At 65.0% G+C, this 23,358-nt stretch carries 18 protein-coding genes and 2 tRNA genes; 17 read left to right on the top strand and 3 right to left on the bottom strand.

Features of this window, described 5'->3' with window-relative positions:
• Positions 1-102 precede the first annotated feature (102 nt).
• The gene (gene cydB, locus W5W_RS0111010; RefSeq protein WP_008732653.1) at positions 103-1,236 is read right to left on the bottom strand and encodes a cytochrome d ubiquinol oxidase subunit II; all 1,134 of its coding nucleotides are present in this window, start codon (positions 1,234-1,236) and stop codon (positions 103-105) included.
• A gap of 20 nt (positions 1,237-1,256) precedes the next feature.
• Complete coding sequence (locus W5W_RS0111005; protein WP_017195422.1) at positions 1,257-2,756, bottom strand: cytochrome ubiquinol oxidase subunit I; 1,500 nt, start codon at positions 2,754-2,756, stop codon at positions 1,257-1,259.
• A gap of 455 nt (positions 2,757-3,211) precedes the next feature.
• On the opposite strand from W5W_RS0111005, the gene W5W_RS0111000 reads away from it, so the two are divergent.
• The 5 genes from W5W_RS0111000 to proB all read left to right on the top strand — a co-directional run bounded on the left by W5W_RS0111000 (position 3,212) and on the right by proB (position 9,750).
• Positions 3,212-6,067: an Rne/Rng family ribonuclease gene (locus W5W_RS0111000; RefSeq protein ID WP_238533334.1), complete on the top strand. Its 2,856-nt coding sequence runs from the start codon at positions 3,212-3,214 to the stop codon at positions 6,065-6,067.
• 195 nt (positions 6,068-6,262) lie between these two features.
• A complete protein-coding gene (gene rplU, locus W5W_RS0110995) occupies positions 6,263-6,583 on the top strand; it encodes a 50S ribosomal protein L21 (protein WP_034498921.1) in 321 nt (106 codons plus the stop codon).
• A gap of 77 nt (positions 6,584-6,660) precedes the next feature.
• Positions 6,661-6,918, top strand: coding sequence for a 50S ribosomal protein L27 (rpmA, locus tag W5W_RS0110990; RefSeq protein WP_008732765.1), 258 nt, complete (start codon positions 6,661-6,663; stop codon positions 6,916-6,918).
• Positions 6,919-7,024: 106 nt separating this feature from the next.
• Complete coding sequence (obgE, locus tag W5W_RS0110985) at positions 7,025-8,608, top strand: GTPase ObgE (RefSeq protein WP_017195420.1); 1,584 nt, start codon at positions 7,025-7,027, stop codon at positions 8,606-8,608.
• A complete protein-coding gene (gene proB, locus W5W_RS0110980; RefSeq protein WP_008732800.1) occupies positions 8,605-9,750 on the top strand; it encodes a glutamate 5-kinase in 1,146 nt (381 codons plus the stop codon). The genes obgE and proB overlap by 4 nt, the downstream gene beginning before the upstream one ends.
• Before the next feature lie 251 nt (positions 9,751-10,001).
• Here proB and W5W_RS0110975 read toward each other — a convergent pair whose 3' ends face one another.
• Complete coding sequence (locus W5W_RS0110975; protein ID WP_017195418.1) at positions 10,002-11,159, bottom strand: AAA family ATPase; 1,158 nt, start codon at positions 11,157-11,159, stop codon at positions 10,002-10,004.
• Between the two features lie 402 nt (positions 11,160-11,561).
• Here W5W_RS0110975 and W5W_RS0110970 point away from each other — a divergent pair, with 402 nt between their 5' ends.
• From W5W_RS0110970 to W5W_RS0110915, 12 genes are all read left to right on the top strand, one after another.
• Positions 11,562-12,878: a glutamate-5-semialdehyde dehydrogenase gene (locus tag W5W_RS0110970; protein WP_029574269.1), complete on the top strand. Its 1,317-nt coding sequence runs from the start codon at positions 11,562-11,564 to the stop codon at positions 12,876-12,878.
• A 220-nt stretch (positions 12,879-13,098) separates the two neighbouring features.
• Entirely contained in the window at positions 13,099-13,779 is a 681-nt protein-coding gene (nadD, locus tag W5W_RS0110965; protein WP_008732644.1) for a nicotinate-nucleotide adenylyltransferase, read from the top strand.
• Positions 13,772-15,682, top strand: coding sequence for a hypothetical protein (locus W5W_RS0110960; RefSeq protein WP_017195416.1), 1,911 nt, complete (start codon positions 13,772-13,774; stop codon positions 15,680-15,682). The genes nadD and W5W_RS0110960 overlap by 8 nt, the downstream gene beginning before the upstream one ends.
• A 39-nt stretch (positions 15,683-15,721) precedes the next feature.
• Positions 15,722-16,108: a ribosome silencing factor gene (gene rsfS, locus W5W_RS0110955; RefSeq protein WP_008732756.1), complete on the top strand. Its 387-nt coding sequence runs from the start codon at positions 15,722-15,724 to the stop codon at positions 16,106-16,108.
• Between the two features lie 12 nt (positions 16,109-16,120).
• Positions 16,121-16,762 carry a histidine phosphatase family protein gene (locus W5W_RS0110950; protein ID WP_008732669.1) on the top strand — a complete coding sequence of 214 codons (642 nt, stop codon included), beginning with the start codon at positions 16,121-16,123 and terminating at the stop codon, positions 16,760-16,762.
• Positions 16,763-16,874: 112 nt separating this feature from the next.
• Positions 16,875-16,947: transfer RNA gene (locus W5W_RS0110945), tRNA-Ala, on the top strand.
• A gap of 40 nt (positions 16,948-16,987) precedes the next feature.
• Positions 16,988-17,060: transfer RNA gene (locus W5W_RS0110940), tRNA-Asn, on the top strand.
• Positions 17,061-17,307: 247 nt separating this feature from the next.
• Positions 17,308-19,293 (top strand): OPT family oligopeptide transporter, encoded by a 1,986-nt coding sequence (locus tag W5W_RS0110935; protein WP_008732650.1) that lies wholly within the window; start codon positions 17,308-17,310, stop codon positions 19,291-19,293.
• Between the two features lie 207 nt (positions 19,294-19,500).
• On the top strand, positions 19,501-20,259 hold the full coding sequence (gene ppgK / locus W5W_RS0110930; RefSeq protein ID WP_008732698.1) for a polyphosphate--glucose phosphotransferase: 759 nt from the start codon (positions 19,501-19,503) through the stop codon (positions 20,257-20,259).
• A gap of 246 nt (positions 20,260-20,505) precedes the next feature.
• Positions 20,506-22,068: a sodium-dependent transporter gene (locus W5W_RS0110925; protein ID WP_008732659.1), complete on the top strand. Its 1,563-nt coding sequence runs from the start codon at positions 20,506-20,508 to the stop codon at positions 22,066-22,068.
• 1 nt (position 22,069) lies between these two features.
• On the top strand, positions 22,070-22,252 hold the full coding sequence (locus tag W5W_RS0110920; RefSeq protein WP_008732755.1) for a methionine/alanine import family NSS transporter small subunit: 183 nt from the start codon (positions 22,070-22,072) through the stop codon (positions 22,250-22,252).
• Between the two features lie 200 nt (positions 22,253-22,452).
• Entirely contained in the window at positions 22,453-23,358 is a 906-nt protein-coding gene (locus W5W_RS0110915) for an HAD family hydrolase (RefSeq protein ID WP_238533333.1), read from the top strand.

Here is a 23,358-nt window from a genome sequence, read left to right as displayed (position 1 = left end):
CGAGGAGCGGCCTTCTGCGGCTCGCCCGTTGCCGCGGTCCGATTGCTGATTCAGCCGCGATGCAGCGGGACGGATCGAGCAGGCTGAGCAGGCCGAGCAGGATCAGTAGCCGATGGCTGCCTCGGGCTGGGCGGAGTCGCGCACCTTGGTGGGGTGCAGACCGCCTTCGTCGGGATCGATCGCGTCGGCGTTGATGCGCTTGGAGAAGACCCTGTAGCCCCAGATCGTGTAGACGAGCACGACCGGGACGAACAGAACAGCGGCGATCGTCATGATCAGAAGGGTGGTGTCCGCGCTCGCGGCCTGCTGGATCGTCAGCGAGTAGGCCTCATCGATCGAGGAGCGCATGACGTCGGGAGCCATCGCCGAGAAGATGAAGACGACGGCGAAGGCGATGCCTGCGAAGTGCAGGGTGAAGGCTTTTCCGCTGCTGTTCTGCTGGGTGAGGATCAGCGAGCCGATCAGTGCCAGTGCGGCCAGACCGAGAGGAATCCAGGCCAGCGCGTTGGGCGAGTGGAGGAGTTGGGCCCACAGAGCCCACACGGCGGTGACCGTCGTGGAGGCGAGCGAAGACCGCCGGGCGAGGGCGAGGGCTCTCTCAGAGAGCTCTCCGGCCGTCTTCAGGGAGATGAAAAGCGCTCCGTGGGTGAGGAACAGCAGGCAGGTGACTGCACCGCCCAGCAGCGTGAAGGGCGTGAGCATGCTGAGGAATCCGCCGGTGATCTGGTGGGAGGCGCCGTAGACCAGGGTATCGGGGGAGACCTCGCTCGCGGGCACGGGGGCGCCCGAGGCGGTGTCGATCACTTCGATCCTCATTCCCTGCACCAGATTGGCGAAGGCAGCTCCCCACAGGATCGAGGGGATCCAGGCGGCGACCGTGTGCACCCAGTCCCACCGGTCGCGCCAGGGCTGGTCGTTGATCTTCTCTCGCCACTCGATGGCGCACACTCGCACGATGAGGCACAGCAGGATGGCGAGGAGCACGAGGTAGGCGCCCGAGAAGAGGGTGCCGTACCACTCCGGGAAGGCCGCGAAGGTGGCGCCGCCGGCCGTCAGCAGCCAGACCTCGTTGCCGTCCCAATGGGGGCCGATGGTGCCGAGCATCGCCCGGCGCTCCTTCTCATCGCGGCCGAGGATCTTCAGGAGCATGCCGACACCGAAGTCGAAGCCCTCCAGGGTCAGGTAGCCGATCCACAGGACGGCGATGAGAACGAACCAGAGGATGGGCAGAGTCATGGGAGTTTCCTTCTTCCGGCTCAGTACTCGAAGGACAGGACGGGGATCGACGTCTTGTGGGAGGCGGCCTTATCGACCAGTTTGACGGACTCTTCCGTCTGCGTGCGCACACCCTCGCGGATGTAACGGCGCAGCAGAATGAACCAGATGACGCCGAGAACGGCGTACAGGAGAGTGAAGATGACCATTGAGGTCAGGACCGTGCCCGGGGAGACGACGGTGGACACGCCGTTGGCGGTCAGCATGCGGACTTGCGAGACTGGATCGGCCAGGTTGGGGACCACCACCCAGGGCTGACGCCCCATCTCGGTGAAGATCCAGCCGAATGAGCAGGCGATGAAGGGAAGCCACATCGTCCATAGCGCGGCGATGCCCAGCCGGGAGCTCTCGATGATGCGATTCCTGCGGGTGAGCCACATGGCGAGCGCCCCGATGGCGATTGAGATCATGCCCAGCCCGATCATGAGCCGGAAGGACCAGAAGGCGACCATCTCATTGGGGGCGTAGTCCACTCCCTGCCCGTAACGGTCCTCATACATGTGCTGGGCGTCGGCCAGACCCATGACTTCGGCATTGGGATCGTTGGTGGCCATGAAGGAGTACACATAGGGCACCGTGATGACATGCGTGGCGGTGCCGTCCTGGCAGGAGCCGAAGGCGGCCACCGTGAAGCCCGCTCCGGATTCCGTCCGGCACAGCATCTCGGCCGAGGCCATCTTGGCCGGCTGCTCCTCGGCGATGAGCTGGCCCTGCATGTGACCGCTTCCGGAGGTCAGGACGCCGGCGAGAATCATCGTGATCGCGCCGAATCGCGTCAGGCGCCGCCACAGCTCGTAGGCCTCATAGCTCTGCCCGGCGGCTGCGGCCTTGGTCATCCACCATACGGAAACGCCGAGGACGACGGCGCCGGCGACCAGGAAGGCGGAGGACACGGTATGGATCAGGGTGGTCCACAGGATGTGGTTGTTCAGGACTTCGAAGAAGCCGCTGATGCCGTCGAGCTCGGCGCGGCCGGTGTCGGGATTGACGACTGTGCCGACCGGATGCTGCATCCAGGAGTTGGCGGCGAGGATGAAGAAGGCGGAGATGTTCGTTCCCAGGGCGACCATCCACATGCACAGGTTGTGCAGCTTGGGGGACAGGCGGTCCCAGCCGAAGATCCACAGGCCGAGGAAGGTCGATTCCATGAAGAAGGCGAGAAGCGCCTCGAAGGCCAGTGGAGCGCCGAAGATGTTGCCGACGTAGCGGGAGTACTCCGACCAGTTCATGCCGAACTGGAACTCCTGCACGATGCCGGTGGCCACGCCGAGTGCGAAGTTGATCAGCAGGATCTTGCCGAAGAACTTGGTGGCGACGCGCCATTGCTCGTTGCCGGTGCGCACGTAGTTGGTCTCCATGAGCGCCACGAGCGGGGACAGGCCGATCGTGAGCGGGACGAGGATGAAGTGGTAGACGGTCGTGATGCCGAACTGCCATCGAGCCAGGTCGAGAGAGTCCAGTGCCATCGGTGCGAGGGCCATCAGCGTCACCTTTCGCGACGAGTGATGAAAGCAATAAGTGAATCTGCCGCGATCGTCGCGGAGTAATAGGTGCAGTATAAGCCAAGTGGTGACACCTTGTCATGAATTCCGCGATGCAAGGCTAGCACTAGCATTGCGAATGCTAGAGAAGGTAATTGGTGAGAGTGAGGCAGACCCTTGGGCGAGCTGAGAGCTGTTGCGGCCTCCGGTGTGAAATACTGTCGTCGGCTCCGGGTGCTGCGTACCGGCATCCGGTGCTCGAGCCCTTGGTTGAGACCGTTCTGGAGAAGTGCGCCGCACAATGCGCCGCCGCACTCCCGGATCGTTAAGTCCTTCCGCAGGCCGACGCCGCAAGGCGAGAACACAGGCTTTTCGGCTCCCTCGTCGGGAGCGTGACTGCGTCCCAGCACCGTGGGTACGACGGAGGCAGGGACACCCGGAGAGTGCGCACCACCGTGTCCACATCAAACCCATCATCCTTTTCCGGACGCGATTCCGAGGCGTCCCCAGCGCCCGCAGATGCGGCTGCCGCCGAGAAGGCGGAGAAGATAGAGAAGACTGCCAAGTCTGAGAAGACTGAGAAGACTGAGAAGACTGAGAAGACGTCCACCGGCACGGCTCCTGCCCGTCGTCGTCGTAAGGTGACTGCCGCTGCGACCGCCCCCGCACAGGTTCCTGCCGCCGAGCAGCCGGTCCTGACGGAGGACTCGCGGGACCCTCGTCGTGATCCTGACGGCGAGGCGCGCACTCAGGGGATTCAGGAGACTCAGGAGGCTCACTCCGGGGGCGCTGATGCCGACCGAGTCGCCGAGGCGGCTGATGCGGCGGAGTCGTCGGATCTGGAAGCCACTGAAACCACTGAAGACGCTGAAGCCACTGAAGCCACTGAAGACGCTGAGGTGGCTGAAGAAGTCGAGGCGTCCGAGGCTGAGAATGCTGAAGCTGATGATGGGTCTGAGAACTCGCAGGCCGGCGCCGAGCGGGGCGACGAGGCTGGTGCGCCCGGGTGGGCGCCGTATCTTCCCGCTGCGTCCCTGCTGTTTCAGGCCCCGGACCCCGCGCGCGCTCGACGCCGTCGTCGTAAGGTGACTGCCGCGACGACCGCCCCCGCACAGGCTCCTGCCGCCGAGCAGCCCGCTCTGACAGCTGCTCAGGATGATGAGGGAGACTCCGAGGCCCGCGCCTCCGGCGAGCCCGCGACCGCGTCGAAGGGCGGTAGAAGACGGCGCCGTAAGGCCACGGCGGCCCAGGCCGCGCCCGAACATCTCGAGGCGCCGGCGGATGACTCGGACGACTCAGATGACATGAATGACTCCGGGAATGTCGGGGAGTCTGAGAATCGGGGCGACGCCGATGGCGATTCCCGGGATGACGAGCGCGATGGCGCGGGCCGCCGCAAGCGTCGCCGTGGAGGCCGCGGCCGCAGGACCCGTTCTCGCAATGAGACGCGTCAGGGGGGCGAGAAGGAGGACGGAAAAGAGGATAAAGGTAAAGGTAAAGAGGACTCGGATTCTGATTCCGCTGATCCCCGAAGCTCGAGGGCCGATGCCGAGGAGACTGCTGACGCGGCTGAGGAGGCTTCCTCCAGTCGCCGACGTCGCCGCCGCTCGCGCTCCCGCACCCGTTCCGACGCCGGTAGGGATCCCCGTGACGAGGTCACCGCACTCAAAGGATCGACCCGCTTGGAGGCCAAGCGTCAGCGTCGTCGCGAGGGACGCGCGGCCGGACGCCGTCGCCCCATCGTCACCGAGGCGGAGTTCCTGGCCCGCCGTGAGAGTGTGGACCGCCAGATGATCGTGCGCGAGCAGGACGGTCTCAATCAGATCGCTCTGCTTGAGGACGGACTGCTCGTCGAGCACTACGTCGCCCGTCATACGCAGATATCCATGGTCGGCAATGTCTACGTCGGTCGGGTTCAGAACGTGCTGCCGTCCATGGAGGCGGCCTTCGTGGACCTGGGCAAGGGGCGCAACGCCGTGCTGTACGCCGGCGAGGTCAACTGGGACGCCGCCGGCATGGAGGGTAAGCCCCGTCGTATTGAGGACGCTCTCTCCAGCGGCGACACGGTCCTCGTGCAGGTCACCAAGGACCCCATCGGGCATAAGGGCGCGCGCCTGACCAGCCAGATCACATTGGCGGGTCGTTATCTCGTGCTCGTCCCGGGAGGCGCGATGACTGGCATTTCCCGCAAGCTTCCGGACACCGAGCGCGCGCGCTTGAAGAAGATCCTCAAGCGCATCATCCCTGATGACGCCGGCGTTATCGTGCGCACTGCCGCCGAGGGCGCCAGTGAGGAGCAGCTCACTGCTGATGTCAAGCGTCTCATCTCCCAGTGGCAGACCATCGATAAGAAGGCATCCTCTGTCTTCAAGGGCTCCAGCAAGGCTCCCGTTCTTCTCAAGGGAGAGCCCGAGCTGGCGGTGCGCGTCGTGCGCGATGTCTTCAATGAGGACTTCAGACGCCTGGTCGTCCAAGGATCCGGCGCTTGGAAGACGATCAGCCAGTACGTGGACGAGTTGAGCCCGGATCTGGCGGATCGCCTTGAGCACTGGGTGGATGCGGAAGATGTCTTCGCCGCCCATCGAGTCGATGAGCAGCTCGCCAAGGGGTTCGATCGCAAGGTCTGGCTTCCCAGCGGGGGCACGCTCATCATCGACCGCACTGAGGCCATGACGGTCATTGACGTCAACACCGGTCGTTTCACCGGAGGAGCCGGAGGCACTCTTGAAGAGACGGTCACGCGCAACAACCTCGAAGCCGCCGAGGAGATCGTCCGCCAGCTGCGACTGCGCGACATCGGCGGAATGGTGGTCATCGACTTCGTGGACATGGTTCTGGAGTCCAACCGCGACCTCGTTCTGCGCCGCTTGATCGAGTGCCTCGGGCGGGACCGTACTCGCCACCAGGTCACCGAGGTGACGTCTCTCGGACTGGTGCAGATGACTCGCAAGCGTGTGGGCCAAGGATTGGTCGAGGCGTTCTCCACCCCGTGCGAGTGCTGCGGAGGCCGTGGTTTCATCGTCCACGACAATCCGGTCGAGAACCAGGCCGCGGATATGTCGGCCTCCGGTCGGAAGGGGGCGGGGCGTCGCGGTCGTAAGAATCGAGAGGAATCCGCTGCATCCCGGTCGTCCAGGCGGTCCGGCGGCCCTGCGGAGGCGCGCAGCGAGGCCAGTCAGGCTGAGGCCCCCGAGCGCGATGACGCCGCGCGTGCCGCAGTGCGCGGGGCTCTGGCTCAGATCGCCGCTGCGACCGAGCAGGCTCACAGTCATTCCCCCGAGCATGCGGGGGCCGGTCATGAGGGCTCATGAGGGCGGATGCCCGACCGCATGGTTCCGCGCGGGGCTCGTGCCCAAGAACACAGGCCTGCGCGACTGTCGCGGGTTGGTCGGACGCTGCGGATCGCTTAAAGTAGTTCGCCGGTGCGTCTTGCACCCTGCCAAAGGGATCGTTCTTCGGTGATGGAACGTGAGGTTCTCCGGAAATGGTCCAAAGATTCGACAGAGATGAGCATTCAAGTGGTCTACGCGATCGTCAAGGCCGGCGGCCGTCAGGAGAAGGTCTCTGTCGGCGACGTCGTGGTTGTCGACAAACTCGCCGGCGAAATCGGTGACGAGGTGTCCCTCGCTCCCGTCATGCTGGTGGATGGCGACAAGGTCACCACTACTGCTGCCGACCTCGCCAAGTCCTCCGTTACCGCCGAGATCATCGGTGAGGAGAAGGGCCCCAAGATCAACATTCTCAAGTTCAAGAACAAGACGGGCTTCCGCAAGCGTCAGGGCCACCGCGCTCAGCTCACGGCCGTCAAGGTCACCGCGATCAACTGACCACTCCCACGGCGTTCCCGCGCACCGCTCTCAAGTGCCAGCGTCAGACGCCAGCTTTAAGAGAAAGAAGCCTCACTATGGCACACAAGAAGGGTCTTGGTTCCTCCCGCAACGGCCGCGATTCGAATGCTCAGCGTTTGGGCGTTAAGCGTTTTGGCGGTCAGCTCGTCAAGGCCGGCGAGATCATCGTCCGTCAGCGCGGCACTCATTTCCACCCCGGCAACAATGTGGGCCGCGGTAACGATGACACCCTGTTCGCCACTGCTGCCGGCAATGTTCATTTCGGTACTCACCGCGGCCGCAAGGTTGTCAACGTCGTGCTCCCCGAGGCCTGATTCTCCGCATTCTCCGCATCACTATTCTGGTTCCGCGAGGGCGAACGGCATGTGCCGTCCGCCCTCGCGGCATATGCTCTGCTCGCCTAGCCCCTCAGGAGACATCATGCCCAGCTTCATCGACCGAGTGGTCATCCACGCGGTCGGCGGCAATGGCGGCCACGGCTGCACATCGATCCACCGCGAGAAGTACAAGCCCCTGGCCGGGCCCGACGGTGGCGATGGCGGTCACGGCGGCGATGTCGTACTTGTCGCGGATCCGCGCGTCACCACTCTGCTGACCTACCATCGCTCTCCTCACCGATCGGCGGGCAACGGCACTCCCGGCATGGGCGGTTGGCGCCGTGGCACCGACGGCAAGGATCTGGTGCTGCCCGTTCCCGAGGGGACCGTCGTCAAAGATGCCGACGGCACTGTGCTCGCGGATCTGGTCGGTGATACCGACAGTATCGTCGTTGCCGAGGGCGGCACCGGGGGGCGCGGCAACTTCTCCCTGGCGTCCTCCAAGCGCCGCGCGCCGGGATTCCATCTCTTGGGCCTGCCCGGGCGGGCTCGTGACATCACCCTGGAGCTCAAGACCATTGCCGATGTCGCTCTGGTCGGATATCCGAGCGCGGGCAAGTCCTCACTCATCGCCGCGTTGAGCGCGGCCCGCCCCAAGATCGCCGACTACCCCTTCACCACTCTGGTGCCGAACCTGGGGGTCGTCGAGGCCGGGGAGGTGCGGTACACAATCGCCGACGTCCCCGGGCTTATTCCGGGAGCGAGCCAGGGCAAGGGCCTCGGCCTGGAGTTCTTGCGCCATATCGAACGCTGTGCGGTGATCGTCCACGTCCTGGACTGCGCGACGCTCGAGCCCGGCCGCGACCCTCTGTCCGACCTGGATGCCATTGAGGCCGAGCTCGCCGCATACGCGGCCCGCCTCGATCAGGCGGAGGACGCTCCGGCTCGGACCGGTCGTGTACCGCTTATGGAACGTCCGCGCGTCGTGGTGCTGAATAAGATCGACGTTCCCGAGGCCGCCGAGCTCGCCGATTTCGTGCATTCCGACGCCGCCTCCCGGGGATTGGCCGTTTTCGAGGTTTCCGCGGTCGCACATACGGGATTGCGCGCCCTGTCGTTCGCCCTGGCCGAGCTCGTGACCCAGGCACGGACGGCTTCCGCGGCCACCGTGGCCCGAGCCGAGGGGGAGCGCCCCGTGATTCGTCCGGCGGCCGTCGGCCGTCGCGGCAAGGAGTCCCTGGCTACGGTGAATCTCATCCACCATCCGCGTGAGGGCGACGTCTACCAGGTGCGTGGCGACAAGCCTGAGCGCTGGGTGCAGCAGACCGATTTCACCAACGATGAGGCGGTCGGCTACCTGGCCGACCGCCTGGCCGCCGGCGGCGTGGAGGACCAGCTGGTCACCGCTGGCGCTCATGCCGGGGACGCCGTCCTCATCGGGTCGATCGACGACGGGGTGCTGTTCACCTGGGAGCCGACCATGACGACTGGGGGAGAGCTTCTCGGGGCCCGGGGCACTGACATGCGTCTTGAGGATCGGCATCGGCGCAGCAATGTGGAGCGTCGTGCTCAGTACCATGAACTCATGGACGCCAAGGAGTCCGCTCGTCAGCAGCTGCGCGACGAGGCCGCCGAGGGGATCTGGGTGGATGCTGCCAGTCACCGCGATGACGGGGACGATGCATGAGGGCGACGGGCTTCCGGCCGGTGCGGCTGGCCGATGGGGCGCGGATCGTGCTCAAGGTCGGCTCGTCGTCGCTGACCCGCCCCGACGGCGGTCTTGATCTCAACCGTATCGATATTGTCGCCGGTCTTGTCGCCGGGTTGCGCGAGCGCGGCCATGACGTGGTCCTGGTGTCCTCGGGGGCGGTGGCCGCGGGGCTGGTTCCCCTTGGTATGACGGAGCGCCCCGGCGAGCTGCGCCTGTTGCAGGCGGCGGCCTCCGTGGGCCAGGGCCACCTGGTCTCCCGATGGCAGACCGCCATGAGCGCCTATGGGGTGGTGACCGCTCAGGTGCTGCTCACCGCGCAGGACGTCGCCGTACGCACTCACTACCGGACCGTGCGCGCCACTTTCGATGCTCTGCTCTCAATGGGGGTCGTGCCCATCGTCAACGAGAACGATGCTGTTGCCACGACCGAGTTCACCTTAGGGGACAACGACCGCCTGGCTGCTCTCGTGGCTCATCTGGTCACCGCTGATGCTCTCGTGCTGCTCACCGACGTCGATGGCATGTGGACGGCCAGGCCGGGCACGCCCGGTGCTCGGCCTGTGCGCTATGTCGAAGCGCCGGAGGAACTCGGTGCGGTGGATGTGTCGGGGCGCGGCGGCTCACTCGGCACCGGCGGAATGCGTACCAAGCTTCAGGCCGCGACGATCGCCTGCGCGTCGGGAACCGCCACGATCATCGCCGCGGCTGATGACGCTCCGCGCCTCCTGGGGCAGCGGGAAGTGCCCGCCGACCTGGGCACCTGGTTCGCGCCGACTGGTCCGCACCGTCCCAGCCGGCGACTGTGGATGGCCCACGCCTCCATTCCCGAGGGGCGCGTGACGATCGATGCCGGTGCTCAGCGGGCCATCACCGTCGGCAAGAAGTCTCTTCTCCTGCCCGGTGTCATCGGCGTCAGTGGGGACTTCGAGTCCGGGGCGGTGGTGGAGGTCGTGGGACCCGCAGGGGCCGTGGCCCGGGGCATCTGCCGCTACTGCGCCACCGAGCTCGAGGAGGTCCTCCAGGCACGCAGGCAGGGGGCCGCCGACGCACTCGATCATGTCGCCCCCGTGGTGCACCGCGACGACCTCGCCGAGCTCCCTCACACCGCGGGCGCGTGAAGATCCGCCTGCCGTCTGTGCGCCGTCGATTCGCGGGGCGATCAGACCTCAGGCGATGCGGCGAGGAGCCGACTGCGCATTGATCTCAGCCTCATGACCGTACGGCGAAGGCTGGGGCTGCATTCTTGCGCCTTGGCGATATCCCAGTGCTCACGGGCGATAAAGCGCAAGTCCCGCGTTATTGAGGAAAACCTGGGCCATACCGGTGTCGGAATCTCCCTCGACGGCGACCTCAACGTAAGGGTCTCCAGTCATCGACGACTCCGCGCGGCCTTGAACAGCCCCGTGAGATCGTCAGGAGCAATGAGATCGTCGACAACGTCCGAGATGGTCAGCCCCAGGTCGAGGTCGCTCGCATCCGGCAATGAGGAGAGGAGCTCCGCGCGCGAGCCGTCGTCCGTGACGCGAAGGAGGAGAACCTCATCCGGGCTGATGCCTTCGTCATTGAGGATCTCGGGGGCATGAGTGGACAGAATGATCTGAAGATCTGAAGAACGCCGTGCCTGTGCGAGTACCGAAGGCAGGATCTTCACAATTGCGCTGTTGAGAGAGAGTTCGGGCTCCTCCAGCAGCAGTACCCCCGGATTCGCCGGCATCTTGATGATGGCCCACAGGAGTCCGATAAGCCGGAGCGTGCCGTCTGAGAAGTCCGTCTCGTTCTGTTTCGACGGCGTCGGGCGCCAGTTCTTGTAACCCGCGATCAGGTGCGGCTTGCCAGCGGGGTCGAGCTCAATGGAGAGTGACTCGAAGCCGGGGACCGCCGCGCGCAGGGCCTCCTGCATGCGTCTGAGCCATGCGTCGCGGGTTCGGGGTGTGGTTGCGTTCATCTGGGCGATGAAGTTGCTCCCGAAGGGATCGTCACCGGAGGTGACGGCACGCGAGGGGTCGCGGATGATCTGCGGAACGAGGTGGAAGTACTGAACCCGTCCGAGGTAGTCGGCGATGGGACGAAAAGCCTGGTTGGAGGCGACCTGCTCGAGGTGCGTCTGGGTCAGGAGCATCTCGTCCTTTCGGTCCCGATCATCGGCGCGCCTGAGAATTTCCCTATCGTTCTTGGTCACTAGTTCTTCATCGACGACAGGCCGGTTCTGCCCCCCTCTCTGGCCCTTGACGGAGAGTCTGTATCGCCATGTGTCCTCGCCGTCCCGCAGCTTCACGTCAACGACAAGGCGTCCCCTGGCATTATTCCGGGAGAACAGACTGCGGACTCTTTTCAGCCCGCCACGGCGTTGGATCGCGAAGGCGAGCCCGCCTCCTTGACCGGCGATGTCGGATAGGAAACGGAATATATCCAAGAGGTTGGACTTGCCGGCTGCGTTGGGCCCTACGATGAAGAGGCGTTCTCCGACACTGAAATCTATCTTCTTGAAGTTCCGCCAGTTGCTCGCTGCCAGGTGCGTGATCCTCATGGACGGTACTCGCTTCTCGCTCGCTCTTCGGTCGGGAGAATCCGATGGCGAATTCTGTACTGCTTCTGCAACTGCTTCGGTACTGCGCGTGATCCTGGGACAGACCTGGAGAGGCTTAGAGAGACTTACAGTGCGGCGGACCATACGCGCAGATGTGGGAGGGGCGAGGGCACTCAACCGCGGGTGGTGGTGGTGTCGACCCACGGCGAGCGATGCGGGTGCTCAAGCCATGGGCGGAACGGTCAAGCGCCCTCGCCTGAGGCATCTTAGCGCGTCTTCCCACGGCGTGGTAGCCGGGTCCGGTCATCATCAGTCGTCGCTCTCAGGATGAGGATGCGATTCGCGTTCCATATGCGCCAAGCACGCTCCCGCGATGCGGGTCCGGCGCCGTATGGTGCTGCCATGAGCTCTCATGTCAACAGTTCCTATCAGCAGGACGCGACCGAACTGGTCGCCCGCACGGCCCGAGCCGCTCGAAGCGCGCAGCGATCCGTGGCTGCGGCGCGCCGTGAGCTCAAGGACGCCGGATTGCATGCCATGGCTGATGGCCTTCTGGAGGCGACCGAGGAGATCCTGGCCGCCAACAGGGACGATGTCGAGCGCGCCCGTGCTGAGGGCATGACCGAAGGGCTGATCGACCGCCTGAGCCTGACCCCCGACCGCATCGCCGCCATCGCCGTTTCTCTGCGCGAGATCGCCGGCCTGCCCGATCCGATCGGCGAGGTCGTCGATGGTCAGACCCTTCCCAACGGTCTTCGGGTGCGCCGTGTGCGCGTTCCCATGGGCGTGGTCGGCATGATCTACGAGGCCCGTCCCAATGTCACTGTCGATGTTGCCGCCCTGACGCTGAAGTCCGGCAATGCCGTCGTGCTGCGCGGCGGCAGTGCCGCCGCGCATACCAACTCGGCGATTGTGAATGTTCTGCGCGCCGCCCTGGTCTCCACCGGCCTGCCCGCTGACCTGATCGCAACCATTGATTCCGCCGGAAGAGCCGGGGCTGCAGCGCTTATGCAGGCTCGCGGGCTCATCGATGTGCTCGTGCCGCGCGGTGGGGCGGGGCTCATCAAGGCCGTCGTCGAGCAGTCCGCAGTGCCCGTCATCGAGACCGGCAGTGGAAACTGCCATATCTACGCGGATTCCTGCGTCGACCTCGAGGCCGCGGTGCCGCTCATCGTCAACGCGAAGACTCAGCGCGTAGGTGTGTGCAACGCCGCCGAGACTCTTCTGGTCCACCATGACGTCGCCGACCGCCTCCTGCCGACCGTGGCGGCGGCGCTGTGGGACGAAGGCGTCACCCTCCACGCGGATGAGGCGGCCGAGACCGCGTTGCGCGGGCCGGCCGCGCGGGCCGGCTGCGAGGCCCTCCTGGTGCCCGCCACTGAGGAGGACTGGGCCACCGAGTACGGCAGTCTCGATCTGGCGCTGCGAGTGGTATCCGACCTGGAAGAGGCCGTCGCCCACATCTCGCAGTGGTCCACCGGGCACACGGAGGCAATCCTCACCCAGGACATCGCCGCCATGAACCGCTTCACCGGAGCTGTCGATTCCGCCGTCGTCATGGTCAATGCCTCCACCCGTTTCACCGATGGCGGCCAGCTGGGTCTGGGGGCCGAGCTCGGCATCTCCACTCAGAAGCTTCACGCTCGTGGGCCCATGGGATTGGCGGCCCTGACGACGACGCAATGGATTGTCGAAGGAGACGGTCATGTGCGGCCGTGAGTGCGCAGGAGTGCCGGAAGTGTCAGAAGTCCAGGATTGCTCTGTAGGACGTGATCAGCCTCTTGATGCCTGTTAGCGCGATACCGATCACGCTTGCGCGTGCGGGCGTGGCACGAGGCTTACTACGTCTTGTCCGTGGCAGGATGGGCGCGTCTGCGTGCACACCGCTCGCAGTGACCGTAAGGAGCAGCAGTGCCGAAGAGCAATAGAGGCGGCGCCGATGAGTGACGCCTCGCGCCAGTTGCGTATCGGCATTATGGGTGGCACCTTCGATCCGATTCATCATGGGCATCTTGTAGCGGCCTCAGAGGTGCAGTACGCCTTCGGACTTGATGAGGTCCTCTTCACGCCGACTTGGAATCAGCCTTTCAAGAAGAACCGTCGTGTCACACCGGCGGAGCACCGCTACCTCATGACGGTCATCGCCACCGCTTCGAATCCGCATTTCACCGTCTCGCGGGTGGATATTGATCGCGGTGGTACGACATACACAGTCGATACTCTCCACGATGTTATCGCCGAGTACCCCGGCGCCGAGCTCTACTTCATCACCGGAGCCGACGCCTTGGCGCAGATCTTGACGTGGAAGGATAATGCGAAGATATTCGACCTGGCTCACCTGGTCGGTGTCACACGCCCCGGGCATGTCTTAACGGATACCGGCCTGCCTGAGGATACTGTGTCTTTGGTGGAAGTGCCCGCGATGACGATCTCATCCACGGACTGCCGCAGTCGGGTCGCCCGAGGCATTCCCGTCTGGTATCTCGTACCCGACGGCGTCGTCCAGTACATCCGCAAGTACGGTCTTTATCGCACGGTTGAGCGTTCGGCATCGACGACGTCGATGACCGCTCGCGTCGCACGGGAGCAGTCCCTGAGGAAGGAGAACGACGGTGAGTGATCCCACCGACGTCAACCAGAGCCAGTCCGATGCCGCAGATGATGACACCGGCACTCGTCGCAGTCGACGGGCGATGCGGCAGGCTGAACGCGCTGCTGAGCGCGAGGCCATCTTGACCGGGCAGCAGCCTCTTCTGACCCGGCGAGAGCTCAAGCGTCTGCGTCAGGAGGCTGCGGCACTGCGCGCGGCCGTCGCCTCGGGGGAGATCACTCCCGAGCAGGCCAAGGCGCTGCAGGACCCGCTGGCCGAGCAGCCTGCGATCGCGTCTCCCAGTCTGGAGGCCACAGGTAGCCACGCGGCTTCATCCGGCTCGCGGGCGGTGGAGGTCAACGAGCTTGTCGTGTCGGCTGCATCTGCCTCTTCCGCGCCTCGCGCGGAGAGTCCACTCGATGCTGCACCGGGGCGGCGCGCCTTGGGCAGCCCGGCCTCTGCACCGTCATTCGACGAGGCGGAAGCGGCACGTGCTCTGCAGTCTCCCGAGCGGCCTCAGGCGACTGGCATCTCCGAAGCGGGAGCGTGGACGCCGCCTGTGCGCGATGGCGAGGCGGCACCGGGGGGCCTGGAAGGCGGCGCATCCGCTTACCCTGGTCCTGGGAATCGACTTGCGGACGAGCCCGCGGTCCCGTCCGCACAGAGCGCTCCGACGAGTCCGACGCTGCCCCGCGAAGCCGAGAGTGCAGACGATTCATGGCGGTCACGCCCCTATGCGCCCGAGTCTCCCATGCAGACGGCGTCACCATCAGCCCCCGGTCCTGCAACGGGATCCGTGTTCGGGCGGGAGGTGCCTTCGGGCGATCAGGGCGGCTCGGCCGCGCCCTTCACCCCTGTCGCCCCTGGTGGGACCGGGGCGGCTCCCGATGACTCTTTCGCCGATCCGGTGCCGCAGGTCGCCAACACCTCTCTGTCCGACGACGATATCGAGGACATCTCTTCTCAGCCGACCGGTGTGATGAGACCGGTTGACGTGTCGTCGCCCTCTTCTCATCCATCGGCCCCGCCCATGGGCGAACCGGCCGTTTTGCCTGAAAGGCGCTCTCTTTTCAACCGCGATGTACCACCGGCTGACGCCACTGATGCGGGAACGCAGTCCACCGCCGGTGATGGGTACGGGGCGGGCGGCCCCGCTCAGGTTCCCCAAGTCAGCGACGGATTCAGTGATGGAGTCAGCGAAGGAGTCAGCGAAGGATTCGGACCGGGTGGGCCCAGTCCGGCTTCTCCGGGCGGTGATGGGTACGAGTCGGGCGGCCCCGGCCAGGTCGCTGCAGGCGGTGACGGGTACGCGATGCCCGATAGTGCGCCTGACAGTCCGGGTGCCGGCAGCCTGCCCGATTGGGCGACGGATACGACTGTTGGCGGGCCGGCTCGTCGGCCCACCGTGCGGATTCCCAACGCGGCTCAGGGAGTGCGCACAGTCGATAGCAATACTGGAGAGCTCAGCGAAGTTCGTCCGGTTGATGACGAGTTCGACGGCATCGACAACCCGCAGTGGCGTATTCTGCGGCCGGAGGCCGGCCGGCCCGGCGCTGCTCCCGCTCTTACTGAGTCGGAAGCGTCTGCAGCCGCTGCTGAAGAGACCACATCATCCGTACCGGCCTTCACCCCATATGAGCCGATGCCCGAGCCGGCTCCTGAACCGCAGTTCTCCGAACCTGTGATGCAGGCGCCCCCCAGTCCGGAAGCGGGATGGAGCAATCCCGCCCCGATGGGCTCTCCGGTCAACCCCGCCAATGTCGCTGAGCCGCCGAAGACATCGAAGATGGGCAAGATACTGCTGATGGTGTTGATCGCCATCGTCGTTGTGCTGGTGGTCATCACCGTGGTGTGGTTCGTCCTCAATCGCGGGGGCAGCAGCTCCGCAGAGGGCCTCGGGGCCATCCCCACATGGACCTCGTTGCTGGGCTGACGAGTCGGGTCCCGTTGGCTGTTTACCGCAAGGAGTCTTGTGCCCGCTACTGACCATGCTGTCGCCCTGACCCGCACCGCTGCTCGTGCCGCCGCAGAGAAGAAGGCTGGTGACATTGTCGCCATCGACGTCTCCGAGCGGCTTGTCCTGACCGATGTCTTCCTCATTCTCTCGGGTGACAACGATCGTCAGGTCCGCGCCATCGTCGATGCGATCGATGAGGCCATGCTCAAGGCCGGGGCCAAGCGCAGGCTGCGCGAGGGCCTTGAGGAGGCCCATTGGGTGCTCATCGACTACACCGATGTCATCATTCACGTGCAACAGGGCGAGGATCGTGAATACTACGAGCTCGAGCGCTTATGGAAGGATTGCCCGCCCATCGAGCTGCCTGAGGATGTCTTGACTCCTGTTGATGCGGCCTGCTGAGAAGGCGTGCCGATGACGCTCGTCCTATGGCGGCACGGCCAGACCGACTACAACCTTGAGGGCCGGATTCAGGGGCGTGTCGACATCCCGCTCAATGACATTGGACGTGATCAGGCCGCTTCGGCGGCTCCGGATCTTGTGGCCCTGAATCCGGCGGCGATCTTCTCCTCCCCTCTGGAGCGGGCTCGACAGACCGCCGAGGTGCTGGCCTCGGCCATTGGCCTGGGCGTGCATGTCGATAATCGTCTTGCTGAGAGGTCCTTCGGCCGATGGGAGGGGCTGAGCCGTGCTCAGATCGAGGAGCGGTGGCCCGAGCAGTTCGACGTATGGCGGTCCGGAGGCGATCCGGAGGGGGTGGGAGTTGAGACCCGCAGCGATGCCGCTCTTCGAGTGGGAACAGCGATGCGGGAGATCGCTGCGGCGGTGGGTGGCACCGCGGTTGTCGTTGCACACGGGGCGGCCATCACTCTGGGGACGACCCATCTTCTGGGGCTTGACCCCTCCTCGTGGTTCGGGCTGCATGGTCTGGGCAACTGCCGTTATGCGGTGCTGAACAGCATGAACCGGCCTCCGGAGTGGAGGATCTCGCGGTGGAACGGCGGTGGGGAAGGAGACTCCGGCGATGTTGGCGCGCACGGCGGGCACCTGTCCTGACCGTCCGCAAGGGCCGATCGTGGTGGTGAGGTACCGCACGTGAAATGGATTTGCCCGCAGCGGTGAGGAGTTCATAGACTAATCCCCGTCGCCCAGGGCGGCGATCATAAATGGGGCTATGGCGCAGTTGGTAGCGCGCTTCCATGGCATGGAAGAGGTCGGGGGTTCGAATCCCCCTAGCTCCACGGTATGCATTTCGATATCGGTCGTGATGCGTGTGCGGATGGGGCTATGGCGCAGTTGGTAGCGCGCTCCCACTATTGTGGGGGAGGCGGGGGTTCGATTCCTTCTAGCTCCACGAATAAATGAAGCCTTGTTCCGTGTTTACGGAGCAAGGCTTTTCTGTTATCCGGCATGCTGCTGCCTGAAGATCTTCCTCGGATCACGGGGGCTAATGCCCGGCCGCGCTGCTCACCGGGCATCCTGTGCGGTAGAAAGGCCTGCATTTCTTTACGGAATTCTCCCATCGAGGCGTATTGTGATCTGTGGGCGCCCACCGATCCCCATTGATCCCCACTGCGGTGCCCCTATGTTGTAGGAGTGCTATGTCCAGCAATACTGTTCCCGCTGCACCAGGTGCACGTGAGCTCACGGTGCGAGGCGTCATCATCGGAGGCCTCATCACCCTGGTCTTCACCGCGGCCAATGTCTACCTTGGCCTGAAGGTCGGCCTCACCTTCGCCACCTCTATCCCGGCAGCGGTCATCTCCATGGCGATTCTGCGCTATTTCCGCGATCATTCCGTGGCGGAGAACAATATCGTCCAGACCATCGCCTCGGCGGCTGGCACGCTGTCCGCCATTATCTTCGTGCTGCCCGGCCTGGTCATGATTGGCTGGTGGACCGGCTTCCCCTACTGGCAGACCGCACTCGTGACCGCCCTGGGCGGTGTTCTCGGCGTCATGTACTCGATTCCCCTGCGACGTGCGCTTGTCACCGGATCGGACCTGCCATTTCCGGAAGGCGTGGCCGCGGCAGAGGTGCTGCGCGTGGGAGACAGCGCCGAGGGCGTGCAGGAGAACAAGCGCGGTCTGCTCGTCATCGTCGTGGGCGGCCTGACGTCTGCCGGCCTCGCCCTGCTGGCGGCGATGAAGGTCGTGGCCGGCAGCATTGAGAGGACCTTTCGCGTCGGTTCCGGCGGAAGCATGATCAGCGCCAGTCTCTCGCTGGCTCTAATCGGTGTGGGCCACCTCGTCGGCATGACCGTCGGCATCGCTATGATCGTCGGACTGGTGATCTCCTTCGGCGTCATGCTGCCGTTGCGCACTGCCGGTCAGATTCCCGCAGGCGGCGACCTCGGCGAGATCGTGTCGGGTATCTTCAGCTCCGATGTGCGCTTCGTGGGGGCCGGGGCCATGGCGATCGCCGCGATCTGGACCCTCGCCAAGATCGCTCTGCCCATCGTCCGAGGGGTCAAGGAGGCTCTGGCGGCCACCCGCGCACGTCACGATGGGACGGAGGTGCCCGTCTCCGAGCGCGATCTGTCCATGCGCGTGGTCGCCTGGGTGACCCTGGCCTCCATGCTCCCCATCGGGCTGCTGCTGTGGTTGTTCGTGCGGCACACGCCCATCGCCCATCACGCGACCGGCATGGTCGTCGTCAGCATCCTCTTCGTGCTGCTGATCGGCCTGGCCGTTGCCGGCGTCTGCGGCTATATGGCGGGTCTGATCGGCGCCTCCAACAGTCCTATCTCCGGGGTCGGCATTCTCATTGTGATCACCGCCGCTCTGCTCATCAAGGTCGTGCACGGTGCACAGTCGTCTGATCAGGGTGATGCGCTGATCGCCTATACCCTGTTCACCGCCGCGGTCGTCTTCGGGGTGGCCACCATTTCGAACGACAACCTCCAGGATCTCAAGACCGGACAGCTCGTCAGCGCCACCCCGTGGAAGCAGCAGGTGGCCCTGATCATCGGCGTTCTCTTCGGCTCGGTGGTTATTCCGCCGGTTCTGCAACTGCTCAATAACAGCTTCGGTTTCGCCGGTGCGCCCGGCGCGACTGACAATGCCCTGGCGGCGCCTCAGGCAGCGCTTCTGTCCTCGCTGGCCAAGGGGGTCTTCGGCGGCGATCTCGACTGGGGGCTCCTGGGCCTGGGCGTTGTGATCGGAGCGGTCGTGGTCATTATCGACGAGCTGCTCGGACGCGCTTCGAGCAACAGGCTGCGCCTGCCGCCGCTGGCCGTGGGCATGGGCATGTACCTGCCGATGGGCCTGACCCTCATCATTCCCATCGGCGCTCTGGCGGGTCTGGTCTACGATCGCTGGGCGGCGAGGGCCGCGGATCCGGAGAGCACGAAGAGGCTGGGCACCCTGGCGGCGACCGGGCTGATCGTGGGGGAGAGCCTGTTCGGCGTGGCCTTGGCCGGCATCGTTGCCGCCACTGGGAAAGACGAGCCTCTCGCTGTCGTCGGCGCCGGCTTCACGACCGTCTCCGAGATCATCGGCGTGCTGCTCTTCGCTGGTATGACGCTAGGGCTGTATCTGTGGGCCAAGAGGCTCTCGGGCGCGGCGATGTCCCGCACCGGGGCTTGACCCGCAGCGGAGCCGATGACGGGGGCGGTGGCAAAGGTCGGCATCGGACCCGGTCGTAGTCGACGGCCGGGTCCGAGTGCAACCCCGCCGGTGCCCAACCTCCGTGCATCATGATTGCCCCGGAATCCGAGGACAATCGGTCCCTGGGCAACCGCTTTCTATTATATTCTCAGCCCGTACTGGTCAGAAGATTCTCAGGAGGCTGTCATGAGCCAGGTGACCCGGGTGGCGTGCGGGATCGATATCGGCGGATCAGGCATCAAGGGAGCCCTCGTCGATCTGGAGACCGGCGAGTTCGCGGGCGAGCGCGTCCGCATCGACACCCCGCAGCATTCCACTCCCGAGGCGGTGGCCGAGGTGTGCGGGCAGATCATCGAAAAGCTGGGCGTCGAGCCCGACGTGCCCGTCGGAATCACCTTTCCTGCTCCCATCGTGCACGGGACCGTCCGGTTCATGGCCAATCTCGATAAGTCCTGGGTGGGGCTGAATGTCAATGAGCTCATGACGCAGGCACTCGGTCGACGCTCTTATGCGCTCAACGACGCCGATGCCGCGGGCCTGGCCGAGGTCGCCTACGGCGCTGCCAAGGGGGTGGGCGGCACCGTCATCGTCACCACGCTGGGAACAGGTATCGGCTCGGCGGTCATCGTGGACGGCACCCTGGTGCCCAACACCGAGCTCGGCCACTTGGAGATCGATGGCCACGACGCCGAGACCCGTGCTTCCTCGGGGCAGAAGACTCTCCAGGATCTGTCATGGAAGAAATGGGCCAAACGACTGCAGCGCTACTACTCCCACGTCGAAATGCTCTTCTCCCCGGATCTGTTCGTCGTCGGCGGGGGAGTGTCGAAGAAGCACGAGAAGTTCCTGCCGCTGCTTGAGCTGCACACGGAGATCGTGCCCGCCGCCCTGCTCAACACCGCCGGTATCGTCGGTGCCGCCTGGCAGGCTTCCCGGATCGAGTAGTCCCGCTCCGCTCAACATCCGCTCAACACATCAAGACAGCCAAGACAGCGCTGTACGGTGCTTGATGGCGCTTTACGGCGCTTCACGGTCTTGATGTTCCAAATCGTGAAACACTGAAGTGTCATTCAGTGAGCAGGGATAGGGTGCCCGGGTTCACCGTCTCTGCGTTCTTCCCGCAGGTCGGCGACGCCGTGTGCACGACGCCGCCTCAAGACGACCGCCCAATCACCTACAGGGGGCTTCATCATGTCCTCCACCCCCACGTCCTCGGTGCCCGCACGCGAGCAGTGGAGTGGCCAGTTCGGCTTCCTCATGGCCGCTATCGGCTCAGCCATCGGGCTGGGCAATATCTGGCGATTCCCCGGCGTCGCCTACTCCAACGGCGGCGGCGCCTTCATGATCCCCTATGTGGTCGCCCTCCTGGCCGCGGGTGTGCCCGTTCTCCTCCTCGACTACGCCCTGGGGCACCGCTACCGGGGGTCGTCCCCGGCCGTCTTCCGGCGCCTATCCACCAAGTTCGAGTGGCTGGGGTGGTGGCATGTCGTCATCTGCTTCGTCATCATGACCTACTACGCCGTCATCGTCGCCTGGGCGCTGCGCTACACGATCTTCTCCCTGACCACCGCCTGGGGGGATGACGCCTCCGGCTTCTTCAGCGACTACATCGGTCTGGGCGAGGTCTCGGAAGCCGGCACTCCTGCCTATTCCGCCGAGCCGATCGCCGGCGTCATCATCCCGCTGGTGCTCGTGTGGGCGTTCGGGCTGTATGTCATCGCCCGTGGCGTCTCCAAAGGAGTGGAACGCGCCAACCGGGTCTTCCTGCCGATCCTGGTCGTCATGTTCCTGATGCTCGTCGTGCGCGCCATGCTCCTGCCCGGCGCCACCGATGGACTCAACACCCTGTTCACCCCCGACTGGAGCAAGCTGGGCGACTACCGGGTATGGATGGCCGCCTTCGGACAGATCTTCTTCTCACTGTCCATCGGGTTCGGGATCATGCTGACCTACGCCTCCTACCTCAAGCGTCGCTCCAATCTCGTGGGCACGGGGCTGACGGCGGCCTTCGCCAACTCCTCCTTCGAGCTGCTCGCCGGCATCGGCGTCTTCGCGACCCTCGGCTTCATGGCGCACGTGCAGAACGTCACGGTCGGCGAACTCGAGGGCATCTCGGGACCCGCCCTCGCCTTTGTGACCTTCCCGACCGTCATCTCCCAAATGCCGGGCGGGCCGATCTTCGGCTTCCTCTTCTTCGCCTCCTTCACGCTGGCGGGTCTGACCTCCTTCATCTCCATCATCCAGGTCGTGGCGCCTGCGATCGCCGAGAAGTTCGGGTGGTCCAACATCACGGCCACCTTCGCCTGCGGCCTGCCCAGCGCCGTCCTGTCCTTCGTGCTCTTCGGGACCTCTTCGGGGCTGTACGACCTCGATGTCGTCGATGCGTACATCAACAACATCGGTGTCGTGGCCTCGGCGATCATCATGTGCCTCGGACTGGGCCTGGTCCTGCGCCGTTTCAAGGTCCTCCAGCGCCATCTCAACGTGGTCTCCGAGACCCGTGTGGTGGGGACATGGTGGCGGGTGATGATCGCGGTCGTCGTCCCCCTGCTCCTCGGCTACATGTTCGTTCAGACCGCATGGTCCTACGCACATGACGGTTACACGTATTCGCACGGTTTCGAGGCCGTGTTCGGATGGGGCATGCTCTTCGTGGGGGCGGTGGCGACCATCGTGCTGACCGTGATCCCCTGGAGGACGCCGGTGGACCAGTTCACCCCGCTCGATCTGGACGCCCATGAGGAGGTGAAGTGAGATGACCGGTCCCGCGATCACCCTCATGCTCGTTGCCATCGTCATTATCTGGGGCGGCCTGGCCGTGTCGGTTACAGCGCTGGTCGTACGCGGGCGCCGTGAGGACAAGGAGGCCCGCGCTCAGGCCCTGGCCGTCGCTCGAGAGCACCTGCGTCACCCCGAGGACTCGGGTCAGGGTCACTGAACGGGGCGCTGCCCGTTCCGGTTCTACGCGCTCAGAGTTGCTCAAGGGCGATCAGGCGCCCTCCGGCCGGCGGGCGGCGTCAAAAAGCTGCGCTGAGAAAGCTTCAGAAGGACTGTGGGACTGTGCGCGTCTACCGCATGTGCGCGACACCTGGTTCCCCGCTACCGCGCACGCGCAGTCAGGTGCGGGACAATGCGGCCATGGCCGACTCCCACGACACCGTAGCCTCTGAAGACCCTGCAGACCCTGAAGACCCTGAAGACTCTGAAGGTTCTGAGGCACTGTCCACTGCGCCGGACGCTATCGTCCCGCGGCTGGTCGCCTTTGATCTTGATGAGACCCTGGCGCCCTCCAAGTCCCCGTTGCCCGCTCCCATGGCCACCGCGCTGCGCGCCCTGCTCGACGTCGTTCCCGTATGCGTCATCTCCGGCGGGCAGATCAGTCAGTTCCGCAATCAGGTCCTGGCCCACCTGGGCGCCACAGGGAGTCAGCTCTCCCACCTGCATCTCATGCCGACATGCGGCACCCGGTACTACGTTCATTCCTCGGCCGGCCCCTCGGATCAGTCCTCACCGGATGGTGCCGGCGAGGAGAACTGGCGACTCGTCTACGCCAATGACTTCACTCCTGCGCAGCTCGAGGAGGGCTTCGCTGTCGTGGAGGCCGAGGCCCGCCGGCTGGGGCTGTGGGAGGAGCGGACCTGGGGTGCGATTCTCGAGAACCGCGGATCTCAGATCACCTTCTCGGCGCTGGGTCAGGAGGCGCCGCTGAATGCCAAAAAAGCCTGGGATCCTACGGGGGAGAAGAAAGGGAGGTTGCGCGACGCGGTCGCCGTCCGACTCCCCGAGTTCGAGGTTCGCTCCGGTGGTTCCACGAGCGTTGATATCACCCTCAAGGGCGTCGACAAGGCCTACGGCATGGTCCGGCTGGCCGAGCAGACCGGCATCCCCTTCGATGCCATGCTCTTCGTGGGTGATCGACTCGACACCGGCGGCAATGACTATCCCGTCAAAGCTCTGGGCGTGCCCTGTCGCGCCGTCACTGGCTGGGAGGACACCGCTGACTACGTCACCGCGCTGGCGGCGCGCATCGCCAGGGATCGTTAG

The organism is Actinomyces massiliensis 4401292, assembly GCF_000269805.1.
Classification (GTDB): Bacteria; Actinomycetota; Actinomycetes; order Actinomycetales; family Actinomycetaceae; genus Actinomyces; species Actinomyces massiliensis.
Note: the sequence above shows the minus strand (reverse complement) of the source record. Positions and strands in the feature narration are given on the sequence as shown.